At 71.7% G+C, this 26,351-nt stretch carries 24 protein-coding genes; 21 read left to right on the top strand and 3 right to left on the bottom strand.

Annotated elements, in window-relative coordinates:
* The first annotated feature begins 4 nt into the window (after nucleotides 1-4).
* From RB608_RS11020 to RB608_RS10980, 9 genes are read left to right on the top strand one after another with little or no spacing between them, the layout of a single operon-like run.
* Nucleotides 5-1,834 carry a penicillin-binding protein 2 gene (locus RB608_RS11020; protein WP_308087938.1) on the top strand — a complete coding sequence of 610 codons (1,830 nt, stop codon included), beginning with the start codon at nucleotides 5-7 and terminating at the stop codon, nucleotides 1,832-1,834.
* A gap of 50 nt (nucleotides 1,835-1,884) precedes the next feature.
* Nucleotides 1,885-3,354: a UDP-N-acetylmuramoyl-L-alanyl-D-glutamate--2,6-diaminopimelate ligase gene (locus RB608_RS11015; RefSeq protein WP_308088198.1), complete on the top strand. Its 1,470-nt coding sequence runs from the start codon at nucleotides 1,885-1,887 to the stop codon at nucleotides 3,352-3,354.
* Nucleotides 3,351-4,754 carry a UDP-N-acetylmuramoyl-tripeptide--D-alanyl-D-alanine ligase gene (gene murF, locus RB608_RS11010; protein ID WP_308087937.1) on the top strand — a complete coding sequence of 468 codons (1,404 nt, stop codon included), beginning with the start codon at nucleotides 3,351-3,353 and terminating at the stop codon, nucleotides 4,752-4,754. The genes RB608_RS11015 and murF overlap by 4 nt, the downstream gene beginning before the upstream one ends.
* A complete protein-coding gene (gene mraY, locus RB608_RS11005; RefSeq protein WP_308087936.1) occupies nucleotides 4,751-5,821 on the top strand; it encodes a phospho-N-acetylmuramoyl-pentapeptide-transferase in 1,071 nt (356 codons plus the stop codon). Before murF ends, mraY begins: the two co-directional genes overlap by 4 nt.
* A complete protein-coding gene (gene murD / locus RB608_RS11000) occupies nucleotides 5,821-7,305 on the top strand; it encodes a UDP-N-acetylmuramoyl-L-alanine--D-glutamate ligase (protein ID WP_308087935.1) in 1,485 nt (494 codons plus the stop codon). Before mraY ends, murD begins: the two co-directional genes overlap by 1 nt.
* A 34-nt stretch (nucleotides 7,306-7,339) precedes the next feature.
* Complete coding sequence (gene ftsW, locus RB608_RS10995; RefSeq protein ID WP_308088197.1) at nucleotides 7,340-8,590, top strand: putative lipid II flippase FtsW; 1,251 nt, start codon at nucleotides 7,340-7,342, stop codon at nucleotides 8,588-8,590.
* A 15-nt stretch (nucleotides 8,591-8,605) separates the two neighbouring features.
* Nucleotides 8,606-9,700 (top strand): undecaprenyldiphospho-muramoylpentapeptide beta-N-acetylglucosaminyltransferase, encoded by a 1,095-nt coding sequence (murG, locus tag RB608_RS10990; protein WP_308087934.1) that lies wholly within the window; start codon nucleotides 8,606-8,608, stop codon nucleotides 9,698-9,700.
* Nucleotides 9,697-11,076 (top strand): UDP-N-acetylmuramate--L-alanine ligase, encoded by a 1,380-nt coding sequence (murC, locus tag RB608_RS10985; RefSeq protein WP_308087933.1) that lies wholly within the window; start codon nucleotides 9,697-9,699, stop codon nucleotides 11,074-11,076. Before murG ends, murC begins: the two co-directional genes overlap by 4 nt.
* Nucleotides 11,063-11,827, top strand: coding sequence for an FtsQ-type POTRA domain-containing protein (locus RB608_RS10980; RefSeq protein WP_308087932.1), 765 nt, complete (start codon nucleotides 11,063-11,065; stop codon nucleotides 11,825-11,827). Before murC ends, RB608_RS10980 begins: the two co-directional genes overlap by 14 nt.
* Here the strand turns inward: RB608_RS10980 and RB608_RS10975 are convergent.
* On the bottom strand, nucleotides 11,788-12,774 hold the full coding sequence (locus RB608_RS10975) for a phosphatase PAP2 family protein (protein WP_308087931.1): 987 nt from the start codon (nucleotides 12,772-12,774) through the stop codon (nucleotides 11,788-11,790). The genes RB608_RS10980 and RB608_RS10975 overlap by 40 nt on opposite strands.
* A gap of 271 nt (nucleotides 12,775-13,045) precedes the next feature.
* On the opposite strand from RB608_RS10975, the gene ftsZ reads away from it, so the two are divergent.
* The 12 genes from ftsZ to RB608_RS10915 all read left to right on the top strand — a co-directional run bounded on the left by ftsZ (nucleotide 13,046) and on the right by RB608_RS10915 (nucleotide 25,199).
* A complete protein-coding gene (ftsZ, locus tag RB608_RS10970; protein WP_308087930.1) occupies nucleotides 13,046-14,227 on the top strand; it encodes a cell division protein FtsZ in 1,182 nt (393 codons plus the stop codon).
* 3 nt (nucleotides 14,228-14,230) lie between these two features.
* A complete protein-coding gene (locus RB608_RS10965; RefSeq protein WP_308087929.1) occupies nucleotides 14,231-14,920 on the top strand; it encodes a polyphenol oxidase family protein in 690 nt (229 codons plus the stop codon).
* On the top strand, nucleotides 14,917-15,621 hold the full coding sequence (locus tag RB608_RS10960) for a YggS family pyridoxal phosphate-dependent enzyme (protein ID WP_308087928.1): 705 nt from the start codon (nucleotides 14,917-14,919) through the stop codon (nucleotides 15,619-15,621). Before RB608_RS10965 ends, RB608_RS10960 begins: the two co-directional genes overlap by 4 nt.
* A gap of 58 nt (nucleotides 15,622-15,679) precedes the next feature.
* Nucleotides 15,680-16,192 (top strand): cell division protein SepF, encoded by a 513-nt coding sequence (locus RB608_RS10955; protein ID WP_308087927.1) that lies wholly within the window; start codon nucleotides 15,680-15,682, stop codon nucleotides 16,190-16,192.
* A 391-nt stretch (nucleotides 16,193-16,583) separates the two neighbouring features.
* A complete protein-coding gene (locus RB608_RS10950; protein ID WP_257423453.1) occupies nucleotides 16,584-16,877 on the top strand; it encodes a YggT family protein in 294 nt (97 codons plus the stop codon).
* 143 nt (nucleotides 16,878-17,020) lie between these two features.
* Nucleotides 17,021-17,800, top strand: coding sequence for a DivIVA domain-containing protein (locus RB608_RS10945; RefSeq protein ID WP_308087926.1), 780 nt, complete (start codon nucleotides 17,021-17,023; stop codon nucleotides 17,798-17,800).
* Between the two features lie 187 nt (nucleotides 17,801-17,987).
* Nucleotides 17,988-18,992 carry a TraR/DksA C4-type zinc finger protein gene (locus tag RB608_RS10940; protein ID WP_308087925.1) on the top strand — a complete coding sequence of 335 codons (1,005 nt, stop codon included), beginning with the start codon at nucleotides 17,988-17,990 and terminating at the stop codon, nucleotides 18,990-18,992.
* Nucleotides 18,965-19,570, top strand: a complete 606-nt coding sequence (lspA, locus tag RB608_RS10935) for a signal peptidase II (protein ID WP_308087924.1) — start codon at nucleotides 18,965-18,967, stop codon at nucleotides 19,568-19,570. The genes RB608_RS10940 and lspA overlap by 28 nt, the downstream gene beginning before the upstream one ends.
* On the top strand, nucleotides 19,567-20,505 hold the full coding sequence (locus RB608_RS10930; RefSeq protein WP_308087923.1) for an RluA family pseudouridine synthase: 939 nt from the start codon (nucleotides 19,567-19,569) through the stop codon (nucleotides 20,503-20,505). Before lspA ends, RB608_RS10930 begins: the two co-directional genes overlap by 4 nt.
* A complete protein-coding gene (locus RB608_RS10925) occupies nucleotides 20,492-20,962 on the top strand; it encodes a GNAT family N-acetyltransferase (protein WP_308087922.1) in 471 nt (156 codons plus the stop codon). Before RB608_RS10930 ends, RB608_RS10925 begins: the two co-directional genes overlap by 14 nt.
* Before the next feature lie 95 nt (nucleotides 20,963-21,057).
* Nucleotides 21,058-24,630: a DNA polymerase III subunit alpha gene (gene dnaE / locus RB608_RS10920; RefSeq protein WP_308087921.1), complete on the top strand. Its 3,573-nt coding sequence runs from the start codon at nucleotides 21,058-21,060 to the stop codon at nucleotides 24,628-24,630.
* Entirely contained in the window at nucleotides 24,627-25,199 is a 573-nt protein-coding gene (locus RB608_RS10915) for a hypothetical protein (protein WP_308087920.1), read from the top strand. The genes dnaE and RB608_RS10915 overlap by 4 nt, the downstream gene beginning before the upstream one ends.
* Here RB608_RS10915 and ybaK read toward each other — a convergent pair.
* Together ybaK and RB608_RS10905 are read right to left on the bottom strand one after the other, a co-directional pair.
* Nucleotides 25,141-25,629, bottom strand: a complete 489-nt coding sequence (gene ybaK / locus RB608_RS10910; protein ID WP_308088196.1) for a Cys-tRNA(Pro) deacylase — start codon at nucleotides 25,627-25,629, stop codon at nucleotides 25,141-25,143. The two genes, RB608_RS10915 and ybaK, sit on opposite strands and share 59 nt — an antisense overlap.
* The gene (locus RB608_RS10905; protein ID WP_308087919.1) at nucleotides 25,629-26,294 is read right to left on the bottom strand and encodes an LON peptidase substrate-binding domain-containing protein; all 666 of its coding nucleotides are present in this window, start codon (nucleotides 26,292-26,294) and stop codon (nucleotides 25,629-25,631) included. The genes ybaK and RB608_RS10905 overlap by 1 nt, the downstream gene beginning before the upstream one ends.
* Nucleotides 26,295-26,351: the final 57 nt, after the last annotated feature.

The raw sequence follows: 26,351 nt of genomic DNA, 5'->3' as shown, positions 1-26,351 counted from the left end.
GAGCGTGAGTCGACCCGTCCCGAGCCGTCTGCGGCGTCGCACCGGCGACGTCCTCCGGGGCTCCCCGCACCGCCGGATGCAGATCGGGTTCCTGCTGATCGCCATCGTGCTGTCGGTCTTCGCGGCCCGACTGGTCCAGCTCCAGGGCGTCGACCCGCGCTCGTACGCCCAGATGGCCGCGCAGGAGGGGCAGCGGACCGTGGATCTGCCGGCGACCCGCGGCGAGATCCTGGACCGCAACGGCAAGCCGATGGCCGCCACCGTCGACGGTCGGATGGTGGTGGCCGACCCCAAGGTGACGAAGGAGGTCGCGCCGGAGCTGGCGACGATCCTCTCCGAGCGCCTCGGCGTCGACTACTTCGAGACGCTGCGCCGGCTGCGGGTCGAGGGCGACGGCGGCCGGTTCCAGTACATCGCCCGCCAGGTCCCGGCCAGCAAGGCCGAGAAGGTCGTCGCCGACATCCAGGAGGAGTTCAAGGACGACAAGGGACGTCCGTTCGCCGGCCTGGCGACCGAGCGGGACCCGCTGCGCACCTATCCCAACAAGACGGTCGCGGCCAATCTCGTCGGCTTCCTCGGCGAGAACGGCAAGGCAGGCGAGGACCGCGCCATCGTCGGCCTCGCCGGCCTGGAGGACTCCTTCAACACCTACCTGTCCGGCAAGGACGGCGAGGCCCGCTACGAGGTCGGCGCCGGCAACCAGATCCCGCTCGGCGACAACACGGTCACCCCCGCGGTCGACGGCAAGAACCTCACGCTGACCATCGACCGCGACCTGCAGTACTACACGCAGCGGGTGCTCCAGCAGACGGTCACGAAGTCCGGCGGCGAGTCCGGCATCGCGGTGATCCAGGACACCCGCACCGGCGAGCTGCTGGCCCTGGCCGACTATCCGACGTACGACGCCGCGGACCCGTACCGCTACGACAAGGGCCTCTACCGCTCCTCCGCGCTCACCGACGTCTACGAGCCCGGCTCGGTCGAGAAGGTGCTCACCATCAGCGCGCTGGTCGACGCCGGCCTCGGCTTCAAGGAGCAGCGGTTCAAGGTGCCGGGTCAGCTGAACCGGCAGGACCGCCCGATCGGCGACTACTGGGACCACGGCACGCTCAAGCTGACGCTCGCCGGCATCCTCGCCAAGTCCTCGAACGTCGGCACCGTGCTCGCGGCCGACCAGTTCAAGAAGGGCCAGCTGCGCGGCTATCTCACCCGCTTCGGTCTCGGCGCGCGCACCGGTCTCGGTCTCGGCGGCGAGACCCGCGGCATCGTGCCGCAGGGCGCGGCGTGGACCTCACAGGTCGGCGACCGGATCGCCTTCGGTCAGTCGCTGTCGGTCAACGCGGTCCAGATGACCGCCGCGGTCAACACGATCGCCAACGGGGGCGTCCGCGTCGACCCGACCCTGGTCAAGGGCGCGGCCCGCACCGACGACGGCACCGCGATCGGCACCGACGTCGCCACCAGCCGTCGGGTGATCAGCGAGGATGCCGCGCGCGAGACGATGCTGATGATGGAGCGCGTCGTGCAGCCGTCGCCGATCGGCGTCGCGCCAGGGGCGCAGGTGCCCGGCTACCGCGTCGCCGGCAAGACCGGCACCGCGCAGCGCGTCGTCGACGGCCGCTACGACGGCAGCCTCTCGGTGTCCTTCGCCGGCTTCGCGCCGGCCGACGACCCGCGCTTCACCATCTACGTCGTCGTGCACCGCCCGCGCGCGGGCAGCGGCGGCGGCAGTGTCGCCGGACCGGCGTTCGCCAAGTTGATGAGCTACACGCTGCGCCGCTACGGCGTCGCGCCCTCGGGCACGAAGCCCAACCAGACGCCGGTGGAGTGGTGACCGGCCCGGCGACCCGCCCGACCCACCCGTTCGTGACGCCGCTCGACGCCATCGCCCGGGCCCTCGGAGCGGAGCCTGCCTTCGGCGGCGTCGAGGTGCGCGGGTTGAGCCTCGACTCGCGGCGCGTCGAACCCGGCGACCTGTACGCCGGGCTCCCGGGCTCCCGGGCCCACGGGGCCACCTTCGCCGAGCAGGCGGCCGGCTCCGGCGCGGTCGCCGTGCTCACCGATGCCGAGGGTGCGGCGCTCGCGGCCGGCGCGGGACTGCCGGTGCTGGTCGTCCCCGATCCCCGAGCCGTGCTGGGCGCGGTGGCCGCGCAGGTCTATGGCCACCCCGCCGCCGCGCTGCGCACCATCGGGGTCACCGGCACCCAGGGCAAGACCACCGTCACCCGGCTGCTCGACGGCGGTCTGCTCGCCGCGGGCGTTCGCAGCGCCGTGATCGGCACCGTCGGCACCCGGATCGCCGGCGAGGAGGTCCGGACCGCGCTGACCACGCCGGAGGCGCCGGACCTGCACGGCCTGTTCGCGCGGATGCGCGAACTCGACGTCACCGCCTGCGCGATGGAGGTGTCCAGCCACGCTCTGGTGCTGGGCCGGGTCGACGGCGTCGTCTTCGACGTCGCCGTCTTCACCAACCTCGGCCGCGATCACCTCGACTTCCACGCCGACGTCGAGGACTACTTCGCGGCGAAGGCGTCCCTCTTCACGCCCGAGCACGCGCGCCTCGGCCTGGTCTGCATGGACGACGAGCACGGCCGCCGGCTCGCGGCGGAGGCGCCGATCCCGGTGCGCACCTACGCCCTCGGGCGTCCGGCCGACTGGACCGCGTCCTCGCTCGACCAGCGCCCCGACGGCTCGACCTTCACCGTCCACGGGCCGGGCGGCGTCACCATCGCCGCGACCGTCCCGGTGGCGGGGGAGTTCAACGTGGCCAACGCCCTCGCCGCGATCGCCGCGGCCGCCGAGGCGGGCCTCGACCCCCAGCGGGTCGCCGACGGGATGAGTCGCTCGGCCGGCGTACCCGGGCGCCTCGAGCGGATCGAGACCGGGCGGGACCTGACGGTCGTCGTCGACTACGCCCACAAGCCGGATGCCGTCGACGCCGTGCTGCGGACGCTGCGGCCGGTCACCCGTGGCAGGCTGATCGTCGTGATCGGCGCCGGCGGGGACCGCGACCGCGGCAAGCGGCCCGTCATGGGCGCGATCGCGGCAGAGCTCGCCGACCTGGTCGTGGTGACCGACGACAACCCGCGCACCGAGGACCCCGCGGCGATCCGCGCGGAGGTGCTGGCGGGTGCCCGGACCGGAGACGCCGAGGTCGTCGAGGTCGGCGACCGCCGCGCGGCGATCGCGACCGCCCTGCGCCGCTCCGCGCCCGGTGACGTCGTGCTCGTCGCGGGCAAGGGCCACGAGTCGGGTCAGGAGGTGGCCGGAGTAGTGCACCCGTTCGACGACCGCGACGTGGTCCGCGAGCTGCTCGCCGATCTGCCGGCCGATCCCGCCGGGGGCGAGGCGTGATCCCGCTCCCGCTCTCGGCCGTCGCCGAGATCGTCGGCGGCACCCTCCACGGCGCGGATGTCACCGTCTCCGCCCCCGCGTACGTCGACAGCCGGACCCCGCTCGCCGGCGGCCTGTTCGTCGCGGTCGTGGGGGAGCGGGTCGACGGCCACGACTACGCCGACGGCGCCCATGCCGTCCTCGGGAGCAGGCCGACCGCGGCGCCGACGGTCGTCGTCACCGACCCGGTCGCCGCGCTGGGACTGCTGGCCCGCCACGTGCTCGACCGGCTCGACGCCACCGTGCTGGCGATGACCGGCTCGCAGGGCAAGACCGGCACCAAGGACTACCTCGCCGCGGTGCTCCGCACCCTCGCCGGAGAGGGGGCGGTGGTCGCGACCGCCGCCAACAACAACAACGAGCTCGGCGTGCCCCTGACCGTGCTGCGCGCCGACCACGACACCCGCTTCCTGGTCGTCGAGATGGGTGCGCGCGGCGTCGGCCACCTCTCCTATCTGTGCGACATCGCGCCACCCTCGATCGCGGCCGTGCTGAACGTCGGGACCGCCCATGTCGGCGAGTTCGGGGGACGGGAGCAGATCGCCCGGGCCAAGGGCGAGCTGGTCGAGGCGCTCCCGGCCGACGGCGTCGCCGTCCTCAACGCCGACGACGCGCTGGTGGCCGCGATGGCCGGTCGGACCAGGGCGCGGGTGCTCGACTTCGGTCGTCACGACGCTGCACTGTCCTGGCGCGCGCTCGAACTCGACCCGCTCGGCCGGCCGTCGTTCGACCTCGGCTTCGAGGGCGACTGGCACCGGGTGTCGCTCCTCCAGGCGGGCATGCACCAAATCGACAACGCCCTGGCCGCCGCCGGCCTGGCAATCGCCGCCGGTTTCGGCGCCGCGGAGATCGCCGCCGCCCTGTCGACGGCACGCCCGGCCTCGCGGTGGCGCATGGAGATGACCGAGCGCGCCGACGGTCTGGTGCTGGTCAACGATGCCTACAACGCCAATCCCGAGTCGATGACCGCCGCCCTCGAGGCGCTGAGCGACATCCGGTCCGCGTCGGCGGCGGTGGGCGTGCGGCGCCGTACCGTCGCTGTGCTGGGCGAGATGAAGGAGCTCGGCGACGAGCACGACGCGGGGCACCAGCTCGTCGGGCGGACCGCTGCGGGCCTGGGCATCGATGTCGTGGTGGTCGTGGGTGACGCCGCCCGCGGCATCGCCGAGGGGGCCGCCGACGGCACCGGTGAGGTGATCGTCACGGCGGGGCGTGAGGAAGCGACGGCCTGGGTGCGGCAGAATGCCGGGGCGGAGGACGTCGTCCTCGTCAAGGCGTCGCGCGGCGTCGCCTTGGAAGTCGTGGCAGAGGCGATCTTGACGAGTAGCTTCACGAGCAGCACCGAGGAGACGACGGCGTGAGAGCGATCCTGCTCGGCGGGGGCATCGCCCTGCTGATCTCGCTGCTCGGCACCCGGGTCGCGATCAACGCGTTCACCAAGCTGGGCTACGGCCAGGAGATCCGCGAGGACGGCCCGACCAGCCACCACACCAAGCGCGGCACGCCCACCATGGGCGGCGTCGTCATCATCCTGGCGGCCGTCATCGGCTACTTCGCCGCGAAGCTGATCACGCTCACCGCACCGAGCGCCTCGGCGATGTTGCTGCTCTTCCTGTTCGTCGGGATGGGCCTGGTCGGCTTCCTCGACGACTTCATCAAGATCTACAAGCAGCGCAGCCTCGGCCTGCGCAGCAAGGCCAAGATGGCAGGCCAGACGCTGATCGCGCTGGTCTTCGGCTGGCTGGCGCTCTCGCCGATGCTCGAGGACTCGCACGGCCGCACCCCGGCCAGCGAGAAGGTCTCCTTCCTGCGCGAGCTCGACTGGTTCGTGCTGCCGACGATCCTGGCGATCCTGCTGATCTGGCTGTTCGTGGCGGGATTCAGCAACGCCGTCAACCTCACCGACGGACTCGACGGCCTCGCCGCGGGCGCCTCGGTGATGGTCTTCGGTGCCTACACGCTGGTCAACATCTGGCAGAGCAACCAGTTCTGCCAGGAGGAGCCGAGCGCCACCTGCTACAACGTGCGCGACCCGCTCGACCTCGCGATCATCGCGGCGGCCATCACCGGAGCCTGCTTCGGCTTCCTGTGGTGGAACGCCTCACCGGCCAAGATCTTCATGGGCGACACCGGCTCGCTCGCTCTGGGCAGCGCGCTGGCCGGGTTCGCGATCCTCACCCGCACCGAGCTGCTGCTGGTCGTCCTCGGCGGCCTGTTCGTCCTGGAGACCGTGTCGGTCATGCTGCAGGTCGGCTTCTTCAAGCTCTCCAAGGGGCGCCGGATCTTCCGGATGGCGCCGATCCACCACCACTTCGAGATGCTCGGCTGGGAGCAGGTCACCGTCGTGATCCGGTTCTGGATCATCACCGGTCTCTTCGTGGCCACCGGCCTCGGCATCTTCTACGCCGAATGGGTCTCCCGGCTGTAATGACCGACGTGAACCAGCCCGACGTCACCACCCTCGGCCGTGCCGACTCCTGGGCCGGCGTCCGCGTCGTCGTCGCCGGCTTCGGCACCAGCGGCGCCGCCGCCGTCGACAACCTGCTCCACCTCGGCGCCTCCGTGCACGCCGTCGCCGATTCGATGAGCCCGCGGCTCGCTGAGCGCGCCGAGCTGCTCGAGGTGCTCGGCGCCCGGATCGACGTGGGGGAGGGCGCCACCGCGGCCCTGCCCGCCGACGCCGACCTGCTCGTCGTCTCGCCCGGCTTCCGCCCCGACTCGGCCGTGGTCGCGGCGGCCCGCGAGCGCGGCATCCCCGTCTGGGGCGAGGTGGAACTCGCCTGGCGGCTGCGCGACCCCGAGCGGCCCGCGCCCTGGCTGTGCGTCACCGGCACCAACGGCAAGACCACGACCGTGCAGATGCTCGACAGCATCCTGCGGGCGGCCGGGCTGCGCAGCGTCGCGGCCGGCAACGTCGGGCTGCCGCTCACCGAGGCCGTCATGGACCCCGAGCCGTACGACGTGATCGCCGTCGAGCTGTCCAGCTTCCAGCTCCACTACACCGACTCGATGTCGGCCGAGAGCGCTGTCGTGCTCAACGTCGCCGAAGACCACCTCGACTGGTACGCCGGACCGTCCGGCATGGACGACTACGCCCGCGACAAGGGCCGGATCTACGAGAACGTCCAGCGCGCGTGCGTCTACAACCTCGCCGATCCCGCCACCGAGCGGCTGGTGCGCGAGGCCGATGTCGTCGAGGGCGCGCGGGCCATCGGCTTCACCCTGGGTACGCCGGCCGCGGGGATGCTCGGCGTCGTCGAGGACATCCTCGTGGACCGGGCGTTCATCGAGGAGCGCGCCACGAGCGCGGCCGAGCTGTGCACTCTCGCCGACCTCGCCTCGCCGGCGCCGCACTTCGTCGCCAACGCCCTCGCCGCCGCCGCTCTCGCGCGGGCCCACGGCATCAGTCAGGCCGCCGTACGCGACGGGCTGCGGTCGTTCCGCCCCGACGGCCACCGGATCGCGGTGGTCGCCGAGCACGACGGCGTCACTTGGGTCGACGACTCCAAGGCCACGAACCCGCACGCGGCGGCCTCCTCGTTGTCGGCGTTCGAGCCGGTCGTGTGGGTCGCCGGCGGTCTCGCCAAGGGGGCCTCCTTCGACGACCTGGTCCGTGGTGCCGGCGGCCGGCTGCGGGCGGCCGTCCTCATCGGACGCGACCGCGCGGTGATCGCGGAGGCGCTTTCGCGACACGCACCCGATGTGCCCGTGATCGAGGTCGAGACCCCCGAGACTGGAGCCGTCGGAGAGCTCGACCTGATGAGGCGCGTCGTCGCCGCCGCTGCCGGGGCCGCCCAACCGGGCGACACGGTCCTGCTGGCGCCGGGATGCGCCTCGATGGACCAGTTCACCGACTACGCCGCGCGGGGCGACGCCTTCACCGCGGCGGTGCGAGACCACGTCAGCGGCTGAGCAGCAGCGAGGCAGGAGCCAGAGGGGGAGCGACATCACCACCGCCAACCCCGAGACGACCAGGCCCGAGCGGCTCCGCATCGGCCTGCTCCGCTCGCGAGCCCGCCGCCCGGGCTGGCTGAGCGCCCTCAAGGACGCGCTCGACCGCCCGCTCACGACCTACTACCTGCTTCTCGGCGCCACCGCGCTGCTGCTCGTGATCGGCCTGATCATGGTGCTCAGCGCCTCGAGCGTGCGCGCCTACCGCGAGACCGGCGACTCCTACACGATCGTGCGCCGCCAGCTGATGTGGGTCGTGATCGGCGTGCCCTGTGCCTTCATCGCCTCACGGGTCTCCGTGCGCTGGGTGCGCGGCCTGGCCTATCCCGCCTTCTCGATCTCCCTCGCCCTGCTCATCGTCACCGCGTTCGCCGGGCGCGAGGTCAACGGCAACACCAACTGGCTGGTGCTCGGGCCGATCCAGGTGCAGCCCTCCGAGATCGCCAAGCTCTCGCTGATCATCTGGGCCAGCCACATCTACGCCAACAAGGAGCGCCGGCTGGGCAGCCTGCACCAGATGCTGGTGCCGGTGGTTCCCGGCATGGTGCTCGCGACCGGGCTGGTGGTGGTCGGCAAGGACCTCGGCACCGCGCTCATCTTCTTCGCCCTGCTGGTCGCGATGCTCTGGGTCGTCGGCGCGCCGGGACGGCTGTTCGGTCTGGTGTTCGCCGTCGTGAGCGTCGCGGCGCTGGCCCTGGCCGCGACCTCGCCCACCCGCCTGGCGCGCATCGCCACCTTCGCGGATCCGTTCAAGGACTACCACGGCACCGGCTGGCAGCCCGCCCACGGCCTCTACGCCATGGCCAGCGGCGGCGTCCTCGGCGAGGGCATCGGGGCGAGTCAGCAGAAGTGGGGCCAGCTGCCCGAGGCGCACACCGACTTCATCTTCGCCGTGCTCGGCGAGGAGCTCGGCCTGATCGGCACGCTCCTGGTGATCGGGCTGTTCCTCGTCCTCGCCTACGCCGGCGTCCGCGTGGCCCGCGAGACGAAGCAGCCCTTCGTGCGCTACTGCACCTTCGGCATCGTGGTGTGGCTGCTGTGCCAGATGATCATCAACGTCGGCATGGTGCTGGCGCTGCTCCCGGTGATCGGCATCCCCCTTCCCCTGGTGTCGTACGGCGGCTCCAGCCTGCTCCCGACCCTGAGCGCCCTCGGCCTGGTCATCGGCTTCGCCCGGCGCGAGCCGGCGGCCGCCCGGGCCCTGGCCCAGCGCCGCCGGGCCCGGTCGGCCGGCCTCAGTGCCTGAAGTAGGTTCTGCCGCGTGAGGATTCTTCTGGCCGGTGGGGGCACGGCGGGGCACACCTCGCCACTGCTCGCCACCGCCGACGCACTGTGCCGACTCGACCCGGATGCCGAGATCACCTGCCTCGGCACGCCCCGCGGCCTGGAGAACCGGGTTGTCCCGGCGGCCGGCTATCCGCTGCGCCTGGTGCCGCCGGTGCCGCTGCCGCGCAAGCCCGGCAAGGATCTCGCCCTCGTGCCCCAGCGCCTGCGCGGGGCGGTCAAGGCCGCGCTCGAGGTGGTCGACGAGATCCGCCCCGACGTGATCGTCGGCTACGGCGGCTACGTGTCGATGCCGGCGTACGTCGCGGCCCGGCGCCGCCGGCTCCCGCTCGTCGTGCACGAGCAGAACGCGCTGCCCGGCATCGCCAACAAGGTCGGTGCCCGGATCGCCGCGCGGGTCGCGGTGAGCTTCCCCGACACACCGCTGCGCCGCGCGGAGTACGTCGGCCTGCCGATCCGCCGGATGATCTCCACCCTCGACCGTCCGGCCCTGCGCGCCGAGGCGCGGGCCTTCTTCGGCCTCGACCCCGACCTGCCGACCCTCGTCGTCACCGGCGGCTCGCAGGGCGCGCGGCGGCTCAACCAGGCCGTCAGCGGCGCTGCGGCCGCGCTCGGCTCCGCCGGCGTCCAGGTCCTGCACGTGATCGGGCCCAACGGCGCGAGCGACCCGAGCTGGAGCGAGCCCGTCCCGACCGGCGTGCCGTATGTCGTGCTGCCGTTCGTCGAGCGGATGGACCTTGTCCTGGCCGCCGCCGACCTGATGGTGTGCCGCTCCGGCGCGTCCAGCGTCGTCGAGGCCGCCGCCACCGGCGTACCCGCGATCTTCGTGCCGTTGCCGATCGGCAACGGCGAGCAGGCCCTCAACGCCCGTCCCGTCGTGGACGCCGGGGGAGCGCTGCTCGTCGAGGACGCCTCCTTCAGCGCCGACTACGTCGCCGACACGGTGCCTGCCCTGGTCACCGACGCGGCCCGGCTGGCCCGGATGGGGGCCGTGGCCGCCGACCTGGTGCCGCGCGACGCGGACGACCGGCTCGCCCGGATCATCCAGGACGTCGCCGGAGCGACCAGGTGAAGATCCCCGTCCCCGACGAGATCCTGCCCGCCGACCGCCTCGGCCACGTCCACTTCGTCGGCATCGGCGGAGCCGGGCTGTCCGGCATCGCCCGGCTGATGCACCAGGCCGGGGTGCCCGTCAGCGGCAGCGACGCGAGTGACTCGGCCGTCGTGCGGGCCCTGCGCGGGGAGGGGATCGCGGTCCACGTGGGGCACGACGCGACCCATCTCGACGGCGTCGACACCGTGGTCGCTACGACCGCGGTCCGCGAGGACAACCCCGAGATCGTCGCCGCGCTCGACCGCGGGCTGCGCCTGTGGCCACGGTCCGCGGGCCTCCAATCCGTGCTGCTCGGCAAGGACGTCGTCGCCGTCGCCGGCACCCACGGCAAGACCACGACCACCGCGATGACCGTGGTCGCGCTGCAGGAGGCGGGTCTCGACCCCACCTTCGCGATCGGCGCCGAGGTCGAGAGCCTCGGCACCAACGCCCGGCTCGGCACCGGACCGGTGGCGGTCGTCGAGGCCGACGAGTCCGACGGCGCCTTCCTCGTCTACACGCCCCGCATCGCCGTCGTCACCAATGTCGACGCCGACCACCTCGACCACTGGGGCACCGAGGAGGCCTACGAGGCCGCCTTCGCCGAGTTCGCCGGACGCGCCTCGTCCACCCTGACCGAGCGCCGGGACCTCGCCACGCGCACCGTCGGCTTCTCCGACGACGCGCGGCTGCGGGGCCACGACCTCGTCGTCGAGGGCGGCCGCACCCGGTTCCGGGTCTGGAGCGACGGTGCCGACCTCGGCACGGTGACCCTCGCCGTCCCGGGGCGCCACTACGCCCAGGACGCCCTGCTCGCCCTGGCCGTCGGCCTGGAGCTCGGGCTGGACCCGGGCCTGCTCGCCCGTGGCCTGGGGAAGCACCGCGGGGCCAAGCGCCGCATGGAGCCGGTCGGTGCGGCCGGCGGCGTCCGCGTCTACGACTCCTACGCCCACCACCCCAGTGAGATCCGCGGCGACCTCGAGGCCGCCCGGTCGCTGGTCGAGGGCGACGGCCGTCTCGTGGTGTGCTTCCAGCCCCATCTCGTCTCCCGTACGCGGATCTTCGGTGAGCGGATGGGCCGCGAGCTCGGTGCCGCCGACGAGGTGGTCGTGATGGATGTCTACGTCGCCCGCGAGGACCCCGACCCCGCGGTCACCGGGGCCCTGGTGGCCGCGGCCGTGCCCCTGCCCGCCGGGCGGGTGCGCTTCGTCGCGGACCGCGGTGCCGTGCTCGACACGGTGGTCGGGCTGGCCCGGCCCGGTGACATCGTGCTGACCCTGGGTGCCGGGGACGTCACGGCTCTCGCGCCCCGGCTGGTCGCCGCGCTCCGGGAGCGGGGCGATGGCGAGGGGTAGCGGCGGCCGCGGGCGGAAGCGCGGGGCGAGGACCGGATCCCAGGAGCGGACGCGCAAGGCGTTCGCGCGCCGCCAGCGCGCCCGTCGCTGGCTGACCTGGCGCTACGTCCTCGCCGCGGTGCTGCTCCTCCTCGCGCTCGGCCTCGGCACCTATGCCGTCTACTTCTCGGCATGGCTGCGCGCCGACGCGGTCCAGGTGATCGGCAACGCCCAGCTCTCGGAGAAGCAGGTGCTCGCCACCGCCGACGTACCGCTCGGTGGGCCGCTCGCGACGGTCGACCTGCGCGCGATCGAGGTCCGGCTGCGCTCGCTCGCGACCGTCAAGACGGTCGACGTCTCCCGCACCTGGCCGCACGACGTGCGGATCGAGATCGTCGAGCGGACGCCGGTCGCGGTGCTCGACCGTGGGGACCGGCTCACCAACCTGGACGCCGCCGGCGTCGCCTTCGGCCGCCTCGACAAGGCCCCGGCCGGCCTGCCCCGGGTCAAGGTCGGCCCCGGCGCCGACGGCGACGCCCTCGCGGAGGGTGCCGCCGTCGTGGTCGCCCTCGACCCCGCCGTCTCCAAGCTCGTCGACTTCGTCGAGGTCCGCACCGTCGACGAGATCGACCTGCACCTGCGGGACGGCCGGCTGGTCCGGTGGGGCAGCGCGGAGCAGGCCGACGACAAGGCCGCCGTACTGCTCGAGCTGCTCGGCGTCGACGCGAAGGTCTACGACGTCTCGGTCCCGGGCGCCCCGACGACCCGCTGAGGCCGCCGGTCGCCGCGCCGCTCCCAGGTGCCCCAGCCGATCAGCACGACCGCCACGCAGAGGCCCCCGGCGACGATGTCGACGACATAGTGCTCGGCGTAGTAGACGAGCATGAACGACATGGCCAGCGGATAGAGCGCGATCAGCCAGCGCCACCGGCCGCGCAGGTGACCGATCGCCCACGCCGCCACCAGGATGGAGATGCCCGCGTGCAGCGAGGGCATCGCGGCGACCTGGTTGCCGACGGCCGAGATGCTCTGATGGGTCCCGCCGCCACCGCCGCCGCCCCGACCGAACTCCCACCAGCCGCGGCCGGTGATCCGGGCGATGCCGTCGCTGAGGTAGCCGTCGCGCGAGGCCATCCACGGCGGCGCCATCGGGTAGACGATGTAGATGACGAGGGCGAGGAAGTTGAGCGACAGATAGCGGCGCATGTACCGGATCCACTCGGGCCGGCTGCGCATCCACAGGATCGCCGCGATCGACAGGGCCACGAAGAAGTGGGAGTAGTAGACCGTGGTGAGCAGCACGTCGTACCACGCGGGCGGCGAGGCCCGGATGCACGGGTCGCCGCACAGCCGCGCCTGCAGCCACTCCGTGGGCAGGGTGCCGCCGAACAGCCACCGGTCGGCGTCGATCGGCTCGGTGACGTGCACCGAGGCGAAGCCCAGGTCGTCGGAGATCCCGCGGCTGTAGAGGTAGAGCAGGAGCAGCGCCAGGGGGAGTGACCAGTCGCGCAGGAAGGCGAGGTGCTCGCGGACCGGCTTGCGCACGTCCCAGGCGATCGTGAGCAGCCACAGCCAGATGACGGCGACCCACGACTGCTTGGGCAGCCCGACCGTGACGACGTACAGGCTCAGGGCTCCGGCGTACACCAGCAGCGGGACGACCCGCATCGCGATCGGGGACAGGGTCTCCGCCCTGCCCGTGGCCTCTGTCACTGTCACCTCCGCGGTGAAGACTAGGGCGTGCCTCCCAAGGCGCCTGTCGCGGGGACTTTCTCGTGACCCGTCCACCGCCGGTCGGCGTGTCTGCGCGATCGCGCGTCGCGCCGTACCTACTGTCGTGACCACGACGAGGTTGACATAACTATAACCCTCAGGTTGAGGGTCAGGGTTGTGGCAACACGCCGGACGGCCGCCGGGGAAGGGGCCGACCGTACGCGCTCGACGACAGACGACGACTGACAGACAACCACCCTGGAGAGGTGACGCCGCCGTGGCAGCTGCACAGAACTACCTGGCCATCATCAAGGTCGTCGGCATCGGTGGTGGCGGCGTCAACGCCGTCAACCGGATGATCGAGGTCGGCCTCAAGGGCGTCGAGTTCATCGCGATCAACACCGACGCGCAGGCGTTGCTGATGAGCGACGCCGACGTCAAGCTCGACATCGGCCGTGAGCTCACCCGCGGTCTGGGTGCCGGCGCCAACCCCGACGTGGGCGGCAAGGCCGCCGAGGACCACGCCGAGGAGATCGAGGAGGTGCTCCGCGGCGCCGACATGGTCTTCGTCACCGCCGGCGAGGGCGGCGGCACCGGCACCGGCGGCGCGCCCGTCGTGGCCCGGATGGCCCGCTCGCTCGGCGCGCTGACGATCGGCGTCGTGACCCGCCCCTTCACGTTCGAGGGCGCGCGCCGCAAGAAGTCCGCCGACGAGGGCATCGAGCGACTCCGCGAGGAGGTCGACACCCTCATCGTGATCCCCAACGACCGCCTGCTGCAGATCTCCGACCGCAATGTGTCGATGCTCGACGCGTTCAAGCAGGCCGACCAGGTCCTGTTGCAGGGCGTCTCCGGCATCACCGACCTGATCACCACCCCCGGCCTGATCAACGTCGACTTCGCCGACGTCAAGGCGGTCATGAGCAACGCGGGCTCCGCGCTGATGGGCATCGGCTCCGCGCGCGGCGAGGACCGGGCGCTGGCCGCCGCCGAGATGGCGATCAGCAGCCCGCTGCTGGAGGCCTCCATCGACGGCGCCCACGGCGTTCTGCTCTCGATCGCGGGTGGCTCCGACCTCGGCATCTTCGAGATCAACGAGGCCGCGGCGATGGTGGCCGACGCGGTGCACGCCGACGCCAACATCATCTTCGGCACGATCATCGACGACGCCCTCGGCGACGAGGTCCGGGTGACCGTCATCGCCGCCGGCTTCGACGGCGGCCTGCCCAAGCGTCGCGAGGAGTCCGTCGTGCGCCGGCCGCAGCAGGCCGCGGCCACGCCGGCGTCCGCCCGGCCCGCCGCCTCCGCCCCGTCCCCGGCCACCCCGGCGCCGTCTCGTGGCACCGCTCCCGCCGCCGAGCCGCAGTCCGACCCGCAGCCGGTCGGTGCTCGCAGCAACCCGGCGCCGATGCAGTTCGACGACGGCGACGACCTGGACGTGCCCGACTTCCTCAAGTGAGCCGTGTTCGCCTTCCGTGAGACCTTCGCCCTCGACCCGGACCCCGCCAGCGGGAGCCGGGTCGAGGTCGCGTTCACGGATGCCTCGCTCGACCTCCGGGAGGGGGACCGGCTCGACGGCGTCCTCGCCGCGCTGACCGACGCCACCGGCGTGGACTTCGCGCGCCTGCACCAGATCCACGGCGCCGACGTCGTCGAGGTCGACGGCCCGGGGCACGGGATCCCCACGGCCGACGCGCAGGTCACCGCGGCGCGTGGTCTCGGCCTGATGGTCCGGGTCGCCGACTGCGTGCCCGTCGTCCTCGCAGACGCGGCCGCCGGCGTCGTCGGTGTCGCCCACGCCGGTCGCCGCGGCGCGGAGCTCGACGTGGTCACGCGCACCGTCGAGCGGATGCGCGCCCTCGGCGCCGTCGACATGACCGCCTGGGTCGGCCCGCACATCTGCGGCCGCTGCTACGAAGTTCCCGCCACGATGCGTGAGGAGGTCGCGGCAGTCGTGCCGACGACATACGCCGACACCGGCTGGGGCACCCCCGCCCTCGACCTCGGGGCGGGCGTGTTCACCCAGCTGGCCGCGGCCGGCGTGGCCACCACCACGGTGCCCGGGTGCACCCTCGAGGACGAGCGGTTCCACTCGCACCGTCGCGACGGCGCCGCGGCGGGCCGCTTCGCGGGTCTGGTGTGGCTGTCATGACGACGGATCGCGCCGCCGAGCTGCGCGCCCGGCTCGCTGCCGTCCAGGACCGGATCGCGCGGGCCGCCACCGACGTCGGACGTGCCGCCGACGACGTGACCCTCGTCGTCGTGACCAAGTTCTTCCCCGCCGCCGACGTCCGGCTGCTCGCCGGACTCGGCGTCACCGAGGTGGGGGAGAACCGTCATCAGGAGGCGGAGGCAAAGGCGGCCGAGTGTGCTGATCTCGGCCTGCGCTGGCACTTCATCGGCGGCCTGCAGTCCAACAAGGCCGCCGCCGTCGCCCACTACGCCGGCGTGGTCGAGTCGGTCGACCGCGCCGCCCTCGTCCCGCGGCTGGCCCGCGGCGCCGCCGACGCCGGACGCGTCGTCGACGTCCTGCTGCAGGTCAGCCTCGACCCGCCCGGCCGCGACCACCGTGCCGGCGCCGACCCCGCGATGCTGCCCGCGCTCGCCGACGAGGTCGCCCGGACCCCCGAGCTGCGGTTGCGGGGACTGATGGCGGTGGCGCCGCTCGACGACGATCCCGCGCTGGCCTTCGCCCGGCTCGCCGGGATCCGCGCCGACTTCCTGTCCCGCCACCCCGACGCCACGGTCCTGTCGGCCGGGATGAGCGGCGATCTGGAAGCGGCGATCACCGTCGGCGCGACACACGTGCGCGTCGGCTCCGCGGTCCTCGGATCGAGGCCCGAGGTCAAGTAATGTCCACAACATCAGACATTCCCGGGACCCGGGGATGCGGATCACGGAGGCAACACTCATGAGCGGTGCGATGCGCAGGATCGGCGAGTACCTCGGCCTGCTGGAGGACACCGGCTACGACGAGACTGGCTACGACGACCGGGGCGACGAGGCCACCGAGCCCGCCCGCGCGCGCGAGGCGCGCGAGCAACGGCAGGAGCGCCCCGTCCGCGCCGTACCGTCCGGCACCGTCGCCGACCTCGAGGAGCGCCGCCGCCCTGTCGCGGTCGCCCCCCAGCCGGTCGTCGCGGAGCTCTCCCGGATCACGACCCTCCACCCCACGACCTACAACGAGGCGCGGTCCATCGGCGAGGAGTACCGCGAGGGCACGCCGGTGATCATGAACCTCACGGAGATGGACGACGCCGACGCCAAGCGCCTGGTCGACTTCGCCGCCGGCCTCATCTTCGCGACCCGCGGCAGCATCGAGCGGGTCACCAACAAGGTCTTCCTGCTCTCGCCGCCCAACGTCACGGTCGCCGCCGAGGACAAGCAGGCCATCGCCGCAGACGGCTTCTTCAACCAATCTTGATCGGCCGAGCGTGTCGCCGATCGAGTGAGGCCGCACGGTCCTCGCTGCGCTCGGACCGCGGGCCACACTCGATGCGCTCCGCGCGGGCGACACGCTGCCGGCCACGCAGTTGCCTTGCGTAGGTCCACCCTTCGCCTGGCGGTAAGACGGAGTCTGGGTGGGCCGAGCGTGTCGCCGATCGAGTGAGGCCGCACGGTCCTCGCTGCGCTCGGACCGCGGGCCACACTCGATGCGCTCCGCGCGGGCGACACGCTGCCGGCCACGCAGTTGCCTTGCGTAGGTCACACCTTCGCTTGGCGGCAACACGGGTCCGAGGCGAGTCTCGGTGCAACCGGCGCGAGACGCCGGTGGGCGCTGCGTGTATCGGCGGCGCACCCGGTAGGTTTTCGGTGTGACGACTGTCGGCTGGATCATCGAGGGCGTGCTGTTCGCCTTCATCGCGTTCCTGTGGGTGCGCTTCATCACCGACTGGGTCCAGGTGTTCGCGCGGGCCTGGGAGCCGCGGGGGCCGGTGCTGGTCTTCCTGGAGTTGGCCTACACCGTCACGGACCCGCCGATCAACGGTCTGCGCAAGGTGATCAAGCCGATCCGGATCGGCAACTTCGCCCTGGACATCAGCTTCATCCTGGTGATGATCCTGGCCTACGTCCTGCTTTCCGTGAACCGCTCGGCACTGCTCCTGTGATACTGCTGTGACGCCCGTGGTCACCAGACCACCGGTCCGGACCGAGTTCCACGCGCGGGCCGCGGATGCCGCCCTCGCCCGTGCAAGCGCTATGGTTCGTGAAGGCATACTGTCGAAGTTTCTCTGCATAGATTGGTGAGGTCATGCCCCTGACGCCTGAGGACGTGAGCAACAAGCGCTTTACGCCGGTTCGGCTGCGCGAGGGCTACGACATGGGCGAGGTCGACCAGTTCCTTGACGAGGTGGAGGCCGAGCTCGCTCGCCTGACCCAGGAGAACGACGACCTCCGCGCGAAGCTCGCCGCTGCGCAGGCCGGTACGTCGTCCGCGACGTTCGACGCGCCGACGCAGCTGGCGCCCGTGCCGGAGATCGTTCCGGAGCCGCCGGCCCCCGTCGAGATCCCCGCTCCGGTCGAGCCCGTCGTCGCAGCTCCCGTGCCCGTCCCCGCCGCGACCGGCGGTGTCGAGACGATCCGCGTCGAGACCGTTCCCGAGGCGTCGAACGCCGCGGCCCGGCTCCTCGAGATCGCGACCCGCAACGCCGACGAGCTCGTCGAGGACGCCAAGAACGAGGCCGACAAGATCGTCGGCGAGGCCCGGACCAAGTCCGACCGCCTCGCCTCCGAGGCCAAGATCAAGTCCGACCGCCTCGAGTCCGACGCCCGGACCCGTGCCGAGATGCTCGACGCCGAGACCGCCGAGCGCCGCGCCCAGCTCTTCGGCGACCTCGAGAAGGAGCGTGACAAGCTCTCGGCCGAGGTGGAGACCCTGCGCTCCTTCGAGCGCGAGTACCGTTCCCGCCTCAAGAGCTACTTCACCCAGCAGCTCGAGTCGCTGCAGACGCCGGGCGACACCCTGGCACCCGTCGAGGAGACGCCGGCGCCCAAGCGGCTGCGCTCCATCCTCGGCGAGGAGGAGGCCTGAGCCACCGGCTCACCCTGCTGACTGCTCGATGAGACCGGTCGGCCCGCTCAGCGGGCCGGCCGGTCTCGCCGTTTCAGGGGACCGCCCGCGCGGTGTGGCTGCTTGGACCGTCTCGCTGCACCCGCTACCCTCCGCAGCACGCCCATCGCTCGCTGGCGCGTGGGTTGCCGCCCTTGAGGAGTCCTTCATGGCCCGCAGCACGAAGAAGTCGTTGGCCGGTCAGGCCGCTTCCGCCGCCCGGAAGATCATCCGCCCAGGGAAGGCAGCGGCCTCGGCCCCGGCGAAGAAGGCGGCCCCCGCGAAGAAGGCGGCCCCGGCCAAGAAGGCGGCCCCCGCGAAGAAGGCGGCCCCCGCGAAGAAGGCGGCCCCCGCGAAGAAGGCAGCCCCCGCGAAGAAGGCAGCCCCCGCGAAGAAGGCAGCCCCCGCGAAGAAGGCAGCCCCGGCCAAGAAGGCAGCCCCCGCGAAGAAGGCAGCCCCGGCCAAGAAGGCGGCCCCGGCCAAGAAGGCGGCCCCGGCCAAGAAGGCAGCCCCGGCCAAGAAGGCAGCCCCCGCGAAGAAGGCAGCCCCCGCGAAGAAGGCAGCCCCGGCCAAGAAGGCAGCCCCGGCGAAGAAGGCAGCCCCGGCGAAGAAGGCAGCCCCGGCGAAGAAGGCAGCCCCGGCCAAGAAGGCAGCCCCGGCCAAGAAGGCAGCCCCGGCCAAGAAGGCAGCCCCGGCCAAGAAGGCAGCCCCGACGAAGAAGGTGACTCCGACGAAGAAGGCGACTCCCACGAAGAAGACCTCCGCCACGAGGGCCACCCCCGCGTCCCTGGTCGTCCTGGACCACGAGGACGCCTGGTCGGCCGCGGAGCTCGCCGAGGTGCTCGCCGAGCTCCACGAGCAGCGCGAGGCGAGTGCTCGGATCCTCGAGGAGCAGGAAGCTGACCTGAGCGGCCTGCTGCGTGACTCCGGTGACGGCGCCGGTCAGGACCAGGCCGACCTCGGCGCGACCAGCTTCGAGCGCGACCACGAGCTCACGGTCCTCAACCACGAGCGGGAGAAGGTGGCCCAGATCGACCGGGCCCTGGCCCGCATCGACGACGGCACGTACGGCGTGTGCGAGTCCTGCGGCAATCCGATCGGGAAGATGCGGCTGATGGCCTTCCCGCGTGCCACACTGTGCCTGACATGCAAGCAGCGCGAGGAACGCCGGTAGACCACCGCGACGACGGACCGGCAGGGACCGGATCAGGCTTCCTCGTCCGTCCGCGGAGCTGGCTGCTCTTCATCGCGGTCGCGGTGGTCATGGTCGCGATCGACCAGATCGCGAAGGTGTTGGCGGTCCGCCACCTCACCGGTGAGCCCGACGTCGAGGTGGTCGGGGAGCTGTTGCAGCTGCACCTGACCTACAACCCCGGTGCGGCGTTCAGCCTGGGGACCCGCTTCACCGTCGCCATCGCCTGCCTGGCCTGTACGGCGACGCTGGTGGTGCTCTGGGTCAGCCGGCGCGTCGCCAGCCCGGTCTGGGCCGTGGGCCTGGGGCTCCTGCTCGCCGGCATCGACGGCAACCTGATCGACCGGCTGTTCCGTGACCCGGCCCCGTTCCGTGGACACGTGGTCGACTTCCTGATGCTGCCGAACTGGCCGGTCTTCAACGTGGCCGACATCTGCATCAACGTCGGTGTGGGCCTGATCCTCCTGCAGGTGCTGCGCGGTGTGAACCTCGACGGCTCCCGGGTCGACGCCCGCGCGACGCAGCCGCGGGGGACCGAGGACGCCGAGGAGGAGCAGTGAGCGGCGCGGCCGACCACCGCAGCCTGCCGGTCCCCGACAGCCTCGACGGGGAGCGGGTCGACGTCGTCATGGCGCAGCTCTTCGGGGTGTCCCGCACCCGCGCGGCGGAGCTGGTCGCGCAGGACCTCGTGTCCCTCGACGGCGCGCCGGTCGGCGGCAAGAGCGACCGGGTCCTCGGCGGCTCCGTCCTCGACGTGTCCATCCCCGCCGAGGCCGACCCGCTCGAGGTGGTGCCGGAGATCGTCGAGGGCATCAAGATCATCCACGACGACGACGCGATCGTGGTGATCGACAAGCCGGTCGGCGTGGCCGTGCACCCGTCGCCGGGCTGGCGCGGGCAGACCGTGGTCGGGCACCTCGCCGGCGCCGGCTTCCGGATCTCCACGTCCGGGGCCAAGGAGCGTGAGGGCATCGTCCAGCGCCTCGACGTCGGCACCTCGGGCGTGATGGTGATCGCCAAGTCCGAGTACGCGTACTCGATCCTCAAGAACGCCTTCCGCCAGCGTACGGTCGACAAGACCTATCACGCGCTGGTCCAGGGGCACCCGGACCCGCACGAGGGCACGATCGACGCCCCGATCGGCCGGCACCCGCGCTTCGACTACAAGTTCGCGGTCATGGACGACGGACGGCACAGCGTCACCCACTACGAGACGCTCGAGGCGCACCGGTTCGCGAGCCTGCTCCAGATCCACCTCGAGACCGGACGGACCCATCAGATCCGGGTCCACATGAGCGCGCTCAAGCATCCGTGCGTCGGTGACCTCACCTACGGTGCGGACCCGGCGCTGGCCCGCCGCGTCGGCCTCGAGCGCCAGTGGCTGCACGCCGTCAAGCTCGGGTTCGAGCACCCCGACGGTGGCTACGTCACCTACGAGTCGTCGTACCCCGACGACCTGGCCCGTGCCCTCGACGTCATCCGTGACAGCCACTGACCTGCAGCTCCGGCCGGCGACGCCGGCCGACATCCCCGCGATCACGACGGTCCAGCTCGCCGCCCGCGCGGCGGCACCGATGCCGCCGGGGATCCATGCCCCGTCGGAGGTCCGCGCCTACCTGGCCGCGCACTTCGGCGCGGCCGAGAACTGGGTCGCCGAGTCCGGCGGCCGTGTGGTCGGCTACGCCCGGTTCACCCGCACCTGGCTCAACGACCTGTACGTCGACCCGGCTCACCAGGGCGGCGGCGTCGGCGGCCTGCTGCTCGACCTCGTCAAGGCCCGGCACCCGGACGGATTCAGCCTGTGGGTCTTCGAGCAGAACGTCCCCGCGCGGGCGTTCTACGCGGCCCGTGGCCTGGTCGAGCGGGAGCACACCGACGGCTCACAGAACGAGGAGCGGGCCCCCGATCTGCGGATGGAGTGGCCGGCCGGATCTGTCGGAGGGTCGGCCTAGGGTCGGCATCAGTGTCACGTAGGCTGGTCCTCTCTTCCCCGAGCGACCGCCCTTCCCGCTTGTTTGCCGAGCCTTTGAGGAGAGCCGAACCACCGATGGCTGCCGACGCCGGGGACTTCGTCCACCTGCACGTCCACACCGAGTACTCCATGCTCGACGGGGCGTCGTTGCTCGACGGTCTGTTCACCCGGGTCAACGACCTCGGGATGTCGGCCATCGCGATGACCGACCACGGCAACCTGCACGGCGCCTACGACTTCTACTCCAAGGCGAAGAAGTACGGCGTCCAGCCGATCATCGGCATCGAGGCCTATGTCACCCCCGGCACGGCCCGCGGTGAGCGGCGTCGGGTCCGCTGGGGTCAGAGCAACTCCGTCGACGGTGCGGAGGAGGGCGGCAACGACGTCGCGGGCGGTGGCGCCTACACCCACATGACGATGTGGGCGGAGTCGACCGAGGGCATGCACAACCTGTTCCGGCTCTCGTCGCGCTCCAGCCTCGAGGGCTACTACTTCAAGCCCCGGATGGACAAGGAGATCCTCGCCGAGCACAGCAAGGGGATCATCGTCTCCACCGGCTGCCCCAGCGGCGCCATCCAGACCCGGCTGCGGCTGGGCCAGTGGGACGAGGCGGTCCGCGAGGCGGCCGAGCTGCAGGAGATCTTCGGCAAGGACAACGTCTTCCTCGAGCTGATGGACCACGGCATCTCCATCGAGAAGCGGGTCCGCGACGACCTGCTGCGCCTGGGCCGCGAGATGAACATCCGGCCGATCGCCACCAACGACTCGCACTACAACAACCCCGACGACGCCGACGCCCACGACGCCCTCATCTGCGTCGCGTCCGGCAAGCGACTCTCGGACACCAACCGGCTCAAGTTCGACGGCGGCGGCTACTACATCAAGTCCGCCGCGGAGATGCGCGAGCTGTGGGCCGGCCGCTTCGGCATGCCCGAGGCGTGCGACAACACGGTCGAGATCGCCGAGCGGTGCAGCGTCGAGTTCACCGAGTCGACCGGCGGCTACATGGCGCGTGCCGACGTGCCGGCGGGGGAGACCGAGGACTCCTGGTTCCGCAAGGAGGTGTGGCGCGGCATCGAGGCCCGCTACCCCGGTGACCTGCTCACCCAGGAGGTCAGGGACCGGGTCGAGATGGAGCTCGCGATCATCTCGCAGAAGGGCTACTGCGGCTACTACCTCGTGGTCGCCGACTTCATCGGGTGGTCCAAGGACAACGGCATCCGGGTGGGTCCGGGCCGCGGCTCGGGTGCGGGCTCCATCGCGGCGTACGCGCTGCGGATCACCGACCTGTGCCCCCTCGAGCACGGCCTCTTCTTCGAGCGCTTCCTCAACCCCGAGCGTCCCTCGATGCCCGACTTCGACATCGACTTCGACGACGCCCGCCGCGGCGAGGTCATCCAGTACGTCAGCGACAAGTACGGCGCCGAGCGGGTCGCCCAGATCGCGACCTTCGGCCGGCTCAAGTCCAAGGCCGCCATCAAGGACGCGGCGCGGGTGCTCGACCACGGCTTCGCGATCGGCGACAAGATCACCAAGGCGATGCCTCCCGACGTCATGGGCAAGGGCGTGCCGCTGAAGGAGATCTTCAACCCCGAGCACAAGCGCTACAACGACGGTGGCGAGTTCCGCGCGCTCTACGAGTCCGACGGCGACGTCCGGACGATCTACCAGACCGCCGTCGGCCTCGAGGGCCAGATCCGCAACTGGGGCGTGCACGCCGCCGGCGTGATCATGTCCAGCGAGCCGCTGATCGACATCGTGCCGATCATGGCCCGCCCGCAGGACGGCGCCGTCATCACCCAGTTCGACTATCCCATGTGCGAGTCGCTGGGTCTGGTCAAGATGGACTTCCTCGGTCTGTCCAACCTGCGCATCCTCGAGGACGCGCTGCTCAACATCAAGGCCAACCGGGACGAGGACGTCGTCCTCGAGGAGCTGCCCTTCGACGACCGGGCGACCTACGAGCTGATGGGCCGGGGCGACACCCTGGGCGTGTTCCAGCTCGATGGTGGGGGCATGCGCGCCCTGCTGCGCTCGATGCAGCCCGACCAGTTCGCCGACATCACGGCCGTCAGCGCGCTCTACCGGCCCGGCCCGATGGGCGCCGACTCGCACAACAAGTACGCCCGCCGCAAGAACGGCCGCGAGCCGATCGAGCCGATCCATCCGGCGCTCGCCGAGGCGCTGGAGCCGGTCCTGGGAGAGACCTACGGTCTCATCGTCTACCAGGAGCAGGTGATGGCGATCGCTCAGGTCCTGGCCGGCTTCACCCTGGGCGCCGCCGACAACCTGCGCCGCGCCATGGGCAAGAAGAAGAAGGAGGAGCTCGACAAGCAGTACGCCGGCTTCCAGGCCGGCATGCTCGAGCGCGGCTACCCCCAGCAGGCGATCGACCAGCTCTGGGCGATCTTGCTCCCGTTCTCCGACTACGCCTTCAACAAGTCCCACTCGGCGGCGTACGGCGTCATCACCTACTGGACCGCCTACCTCAAGGCCAATTACCCGACCGAGTACATGGCCGCCCTCCTGACGTCCGTCAAGGACGACAAGGACAAGATGGCGATCTACCTCAACGAGTGCCGGCGGATGAAGATCCAGGTCCTCCCGCCCGACGTCAACGAGTCGGCGCACGACTTCACCGCCGTCGGCCGCGACATCCGCTTCGGCCTCACCGCGATCCGCAACGTCGGCGCCAACGTCGTCGACGGCATCGTCGAGGCGCGCACCGAGAAGGACCGCTTCACCGACTTCAACGACTTCCTGTCCAAGGTGCCCGCCACGGTGTGCAACAAGCGGGTCATCGACTCGCTGATCAAGGCCGGTGCCTTCGACGACATGAAGCACCTGCGCCGCGCCCTGGTCGCGATCCACGAGACCGCGGTCGACCAGTACGTCGACATCAAGCGCAACGAGGCGATCGGCCAGGACTCCCTCTTCGCCGGTCTGGGCGACGACGACGGCGGTGACGGGGGATTCGGCGTGAGCGTCCCGATCCCCGAGATCGACGAGTGGGACAAGATGACGCTGCTGGGCCACGAGCGCGAGATGCTCGGCCTCTACGTCTCCGACCACCCGCTGCTCGGCCTCGAGCATGTGCTGTCCAACGGCACCGACTGCACCATCGGTCAGCTGGTCACCGACGAGAGCCGCCCCCACAACTCGACGGTCACGGTGGCCGGCCTGGTCACCTCGATCCAGCGCAAGATCACCAAGAACGGCGACCCGTGGGCCACCGTCACGCTCGAGGACCTCGAGGGCGCTATCGACGTGCTGCTGTTCCCGAGCAGCTACCGGCTCGCCGCGCCCTATCTCACCGAGGACGCGATCGTCCGGGTCCGCGGCCAGCTCGACACCGAGCGCGACACCTCCCAACTGCGCGGCCAGGAGGTCACCGTCCCCGATCTGGAGAAGGGCAGTGACGGCCCGGTCGTGATCAGCCTGCCCTCGACGCGGTGCACCGGACCGGTGGTGGCGCAGCTGCGCGAGGTGCTGACCACCCACGCCGGCCTGACCGAGGTGCGGCTCCAGCTGCTGAGCCGGGACTCCACCAAGGTCATGCGGCTGGGAGACAATCTCCGGGTGACTCCCTCCTCCGCGCTGTTCGCCGACCTCAAGCAGCTCCTCGGCCCTGGGTGTCTCGCCGGATGAGCCGCGCGGTCGTCGTCCCCGTCGTGCTCGGCGCGCTGTTGGGCGCCGCCGGCGGCTGGCTGTGGTGGACGTGGTGGGGTCCGGCCACGCCGGGCAAGATCTACGACACCCCGGTCGGCAAGGCCTGGTACCCGGAGCCGTTCGACCCGGGCATCGCCCGCGACTTCAGCGGCACGGCGACCTATGTCGTGGTGGGGTTCGCCCTCGCGGTGCTGCTGGGCCTGGTCGGTGGCTGGATCGCGCGTCATCACGCCGTCGCGGGTGTGGTCGCGGTGCTGGCCGGCGCCGGCCTGGGCGCGCTGGCGATGACGCTGCTGGGCGAGTCCTTCAGCCCGCCCGACCCGGCGACCCTGGTCGCGACCCACCAGGCGGGAGACAAGCTGCCCGGCTACCTCCATGTGGCCGGCTGGACGCCGTACCTCGTCTGGCCGGTGGGTGCGATGCTGGCCTATCTGGTGCTGATGGTGTCGCTGCCGGCCGCGCCGACCGCGGGACCGACCGACGGTCGGGTCAGCGACGGATCGGCGCGACCCGCGCCGCCGTCAGCCGCACCAGCTCCGCAGGGCTGAGCTCGACCTCCAGGCCGCGCCGCCCCGCCGACACGAACACGGTGTCGTGGGTGAGGGCCGTGTCGTCGATCACCGTCGGATGCGCCTTGCGCTGGCCGAGCGGCGAGATCCCGCCGACGACATAGCCGGTCGCGCGCTCGGCGGCCTTCGGGTCGGCCATCACCGCTTTGCGGCCATCGACGGACCGGGCCAGCGCCTTGAGGTCGAGCTGGCCGCTGACAGGCACCACCGCCACGACCAGCGCACCGTCGACGTCGGCGAACAGGGTCTTGAACACCTGGCCGGGGTCGATCCCCATCGCCTCCGCCGCCTCCTCGCCGTAGGAGGCGGCCCGGGCGTCGTGTGCGTACTCGTGCATGCGGAACTCCACCCCGGCCGTCGCCAGCGCGGTCGTGGCCGGGGTGCCGCCGGACTGCTTTCGGCGGGCCATCAGTTCGGCGACCACCGGGTGCGGGCCACCTCGGTCGCCGGCAGCGAGGTGATCACATTGATCGCGCGCAGCTCCGCACGGAGCAGGTCGGTGACCAGCACCAGCCGCTCCGTGGCGTCGGACGCCTCGAGCAGCTGCTGTCGCTCGCCCATCGGCAGCGGGGTGCAGGCCGCCAGGGTCCACGACAGGTACGTCGGATCGCTCGGCAGCTCACCCTGCAGTGGATCGCCGGCGATCGAGCGCAGGACGTGCCGGTAGGCGGTGAAGGTGGCCCGCGCCTGCTCGGCGAGCCCCTCGGGTACGTCGGCCTGCTCGCCCGGCAGCAGCGTGACCTCGCCGACCGGGTATTCGCCGGTGGTCAGTAGCCGGTCGAGCTGGATCCGGTCGCGGCCGACCGCCACGATGTCGAAGCTGCCGTCCGCGCGGGCCTCGACGTCGGTCAGCTGCAGTCGCACGCCGACGCGATAGAGCGACTGGTTGCCGTGGTCGCCCACCTCGTAGCCCTCCCGGATCGCGACCGACCCGAACAGGCGTCGTGAGGGATCGTCGGTGCGGAGCAGGTGATGGATCAGCGCGCGGTAGCGGTCCTCGAACACGTGCAACGGCACGCTGACCCCCGGATAGAGCACCGCGTTGAGCGGGAACATCGGGAGTCGGTCCGTCACGTGTCCAACCTAGAGGTTCCGGCAACAGGTCGCCCGGCCGACGCCCGTAGAATCGGG

Source organism: Nocardioides sp. LHD-245, assembly GCF_030929495.1.
Lineage (GTDB): Bacteria > Actinomycetota > Actinomycetes > Propionibacteriales > Nocardioidaceae > Nocardioides.
This window is presented reverse-complemented; position numbering and strand designations above follow the sequence as displayed.

What these genes read in the sequence shown, in the direction of transcription:
- murD (WP_308087935.1), top strand. Translation starts at nt 5,821, where the DNA reads ATGACCGACGTGAACCAGCCCGACGTCACCACCCTCGGCCGTGCCGAC.
- RB608_RS10980 (WP_308087932.1), top strand. Translation starts at nt 11,063, where the DNA reads ATGGCGAGGGGTAGCGGCGGCCGCGGGCGGAAGCGCGGGGCGAGGACC.
- RB608_RS10960 (WP_308087928.1), top strand. Translation starts at nt 14,917, where the DNA reads ATGACGACGGATCGCGCCGCCGAGCTGCGCGCCCGGCTCGCTGCCGTC.
- RB608_RS10955 (WP_308087927.1), top strand. Translation starts at nt 15,680, where the DNA reads ATGAGCGGTGCGATGCGCAGGATCGGCGAGTACCTCGGCCTGCTGGAG.
- RB608_RS10945 (WP_308087926.1), top strand. Translation starts at nt 17,021, where the DNA reads ATGCCCCTGACGCCTGAGGACGTGAGCAACAAGCGCTTTACGCCGGTT.
- RB608_RS10940 (WP_308087925.1), top strand. Translation starts at nt 17,988, where the DNA reads ATGGCCCGCAGCACGAAGAAGTCGTTGGCCGGTCAGGCCGCTTCCGCC.
- lspA (WP_308087924.1), top strand. Translation starts at nt 18,965, where the DNA reads ATGCAAGCAGCGCGAGGAACGCCGGTAGACCACCGCGACGACGGACCG.
- dnaE (WP_308087921.1), top strand. Translation starts at nt 21,058, where the DNA reads ATGGCTGCCGACGCCGGGGACTTCGTCCACCTGCACGTCCACACCGAG.
- RB608_RS10915 (WP_308087920.1), top strand. Translation starts at nt 24,627, where the DNA reads ATGAGCCGCGCGGTCGTCGTCCCCGTCGTGCTCGGCGCGCTGTTGGGC.
- ybaK (WP_308088196.1), bottom strand. Translation starts at nt 25,629, where the DNA reads ATGGCCCGCCGAAAGCAGTCCGGCGGCACCCCGGCCACGACCGCGCTG.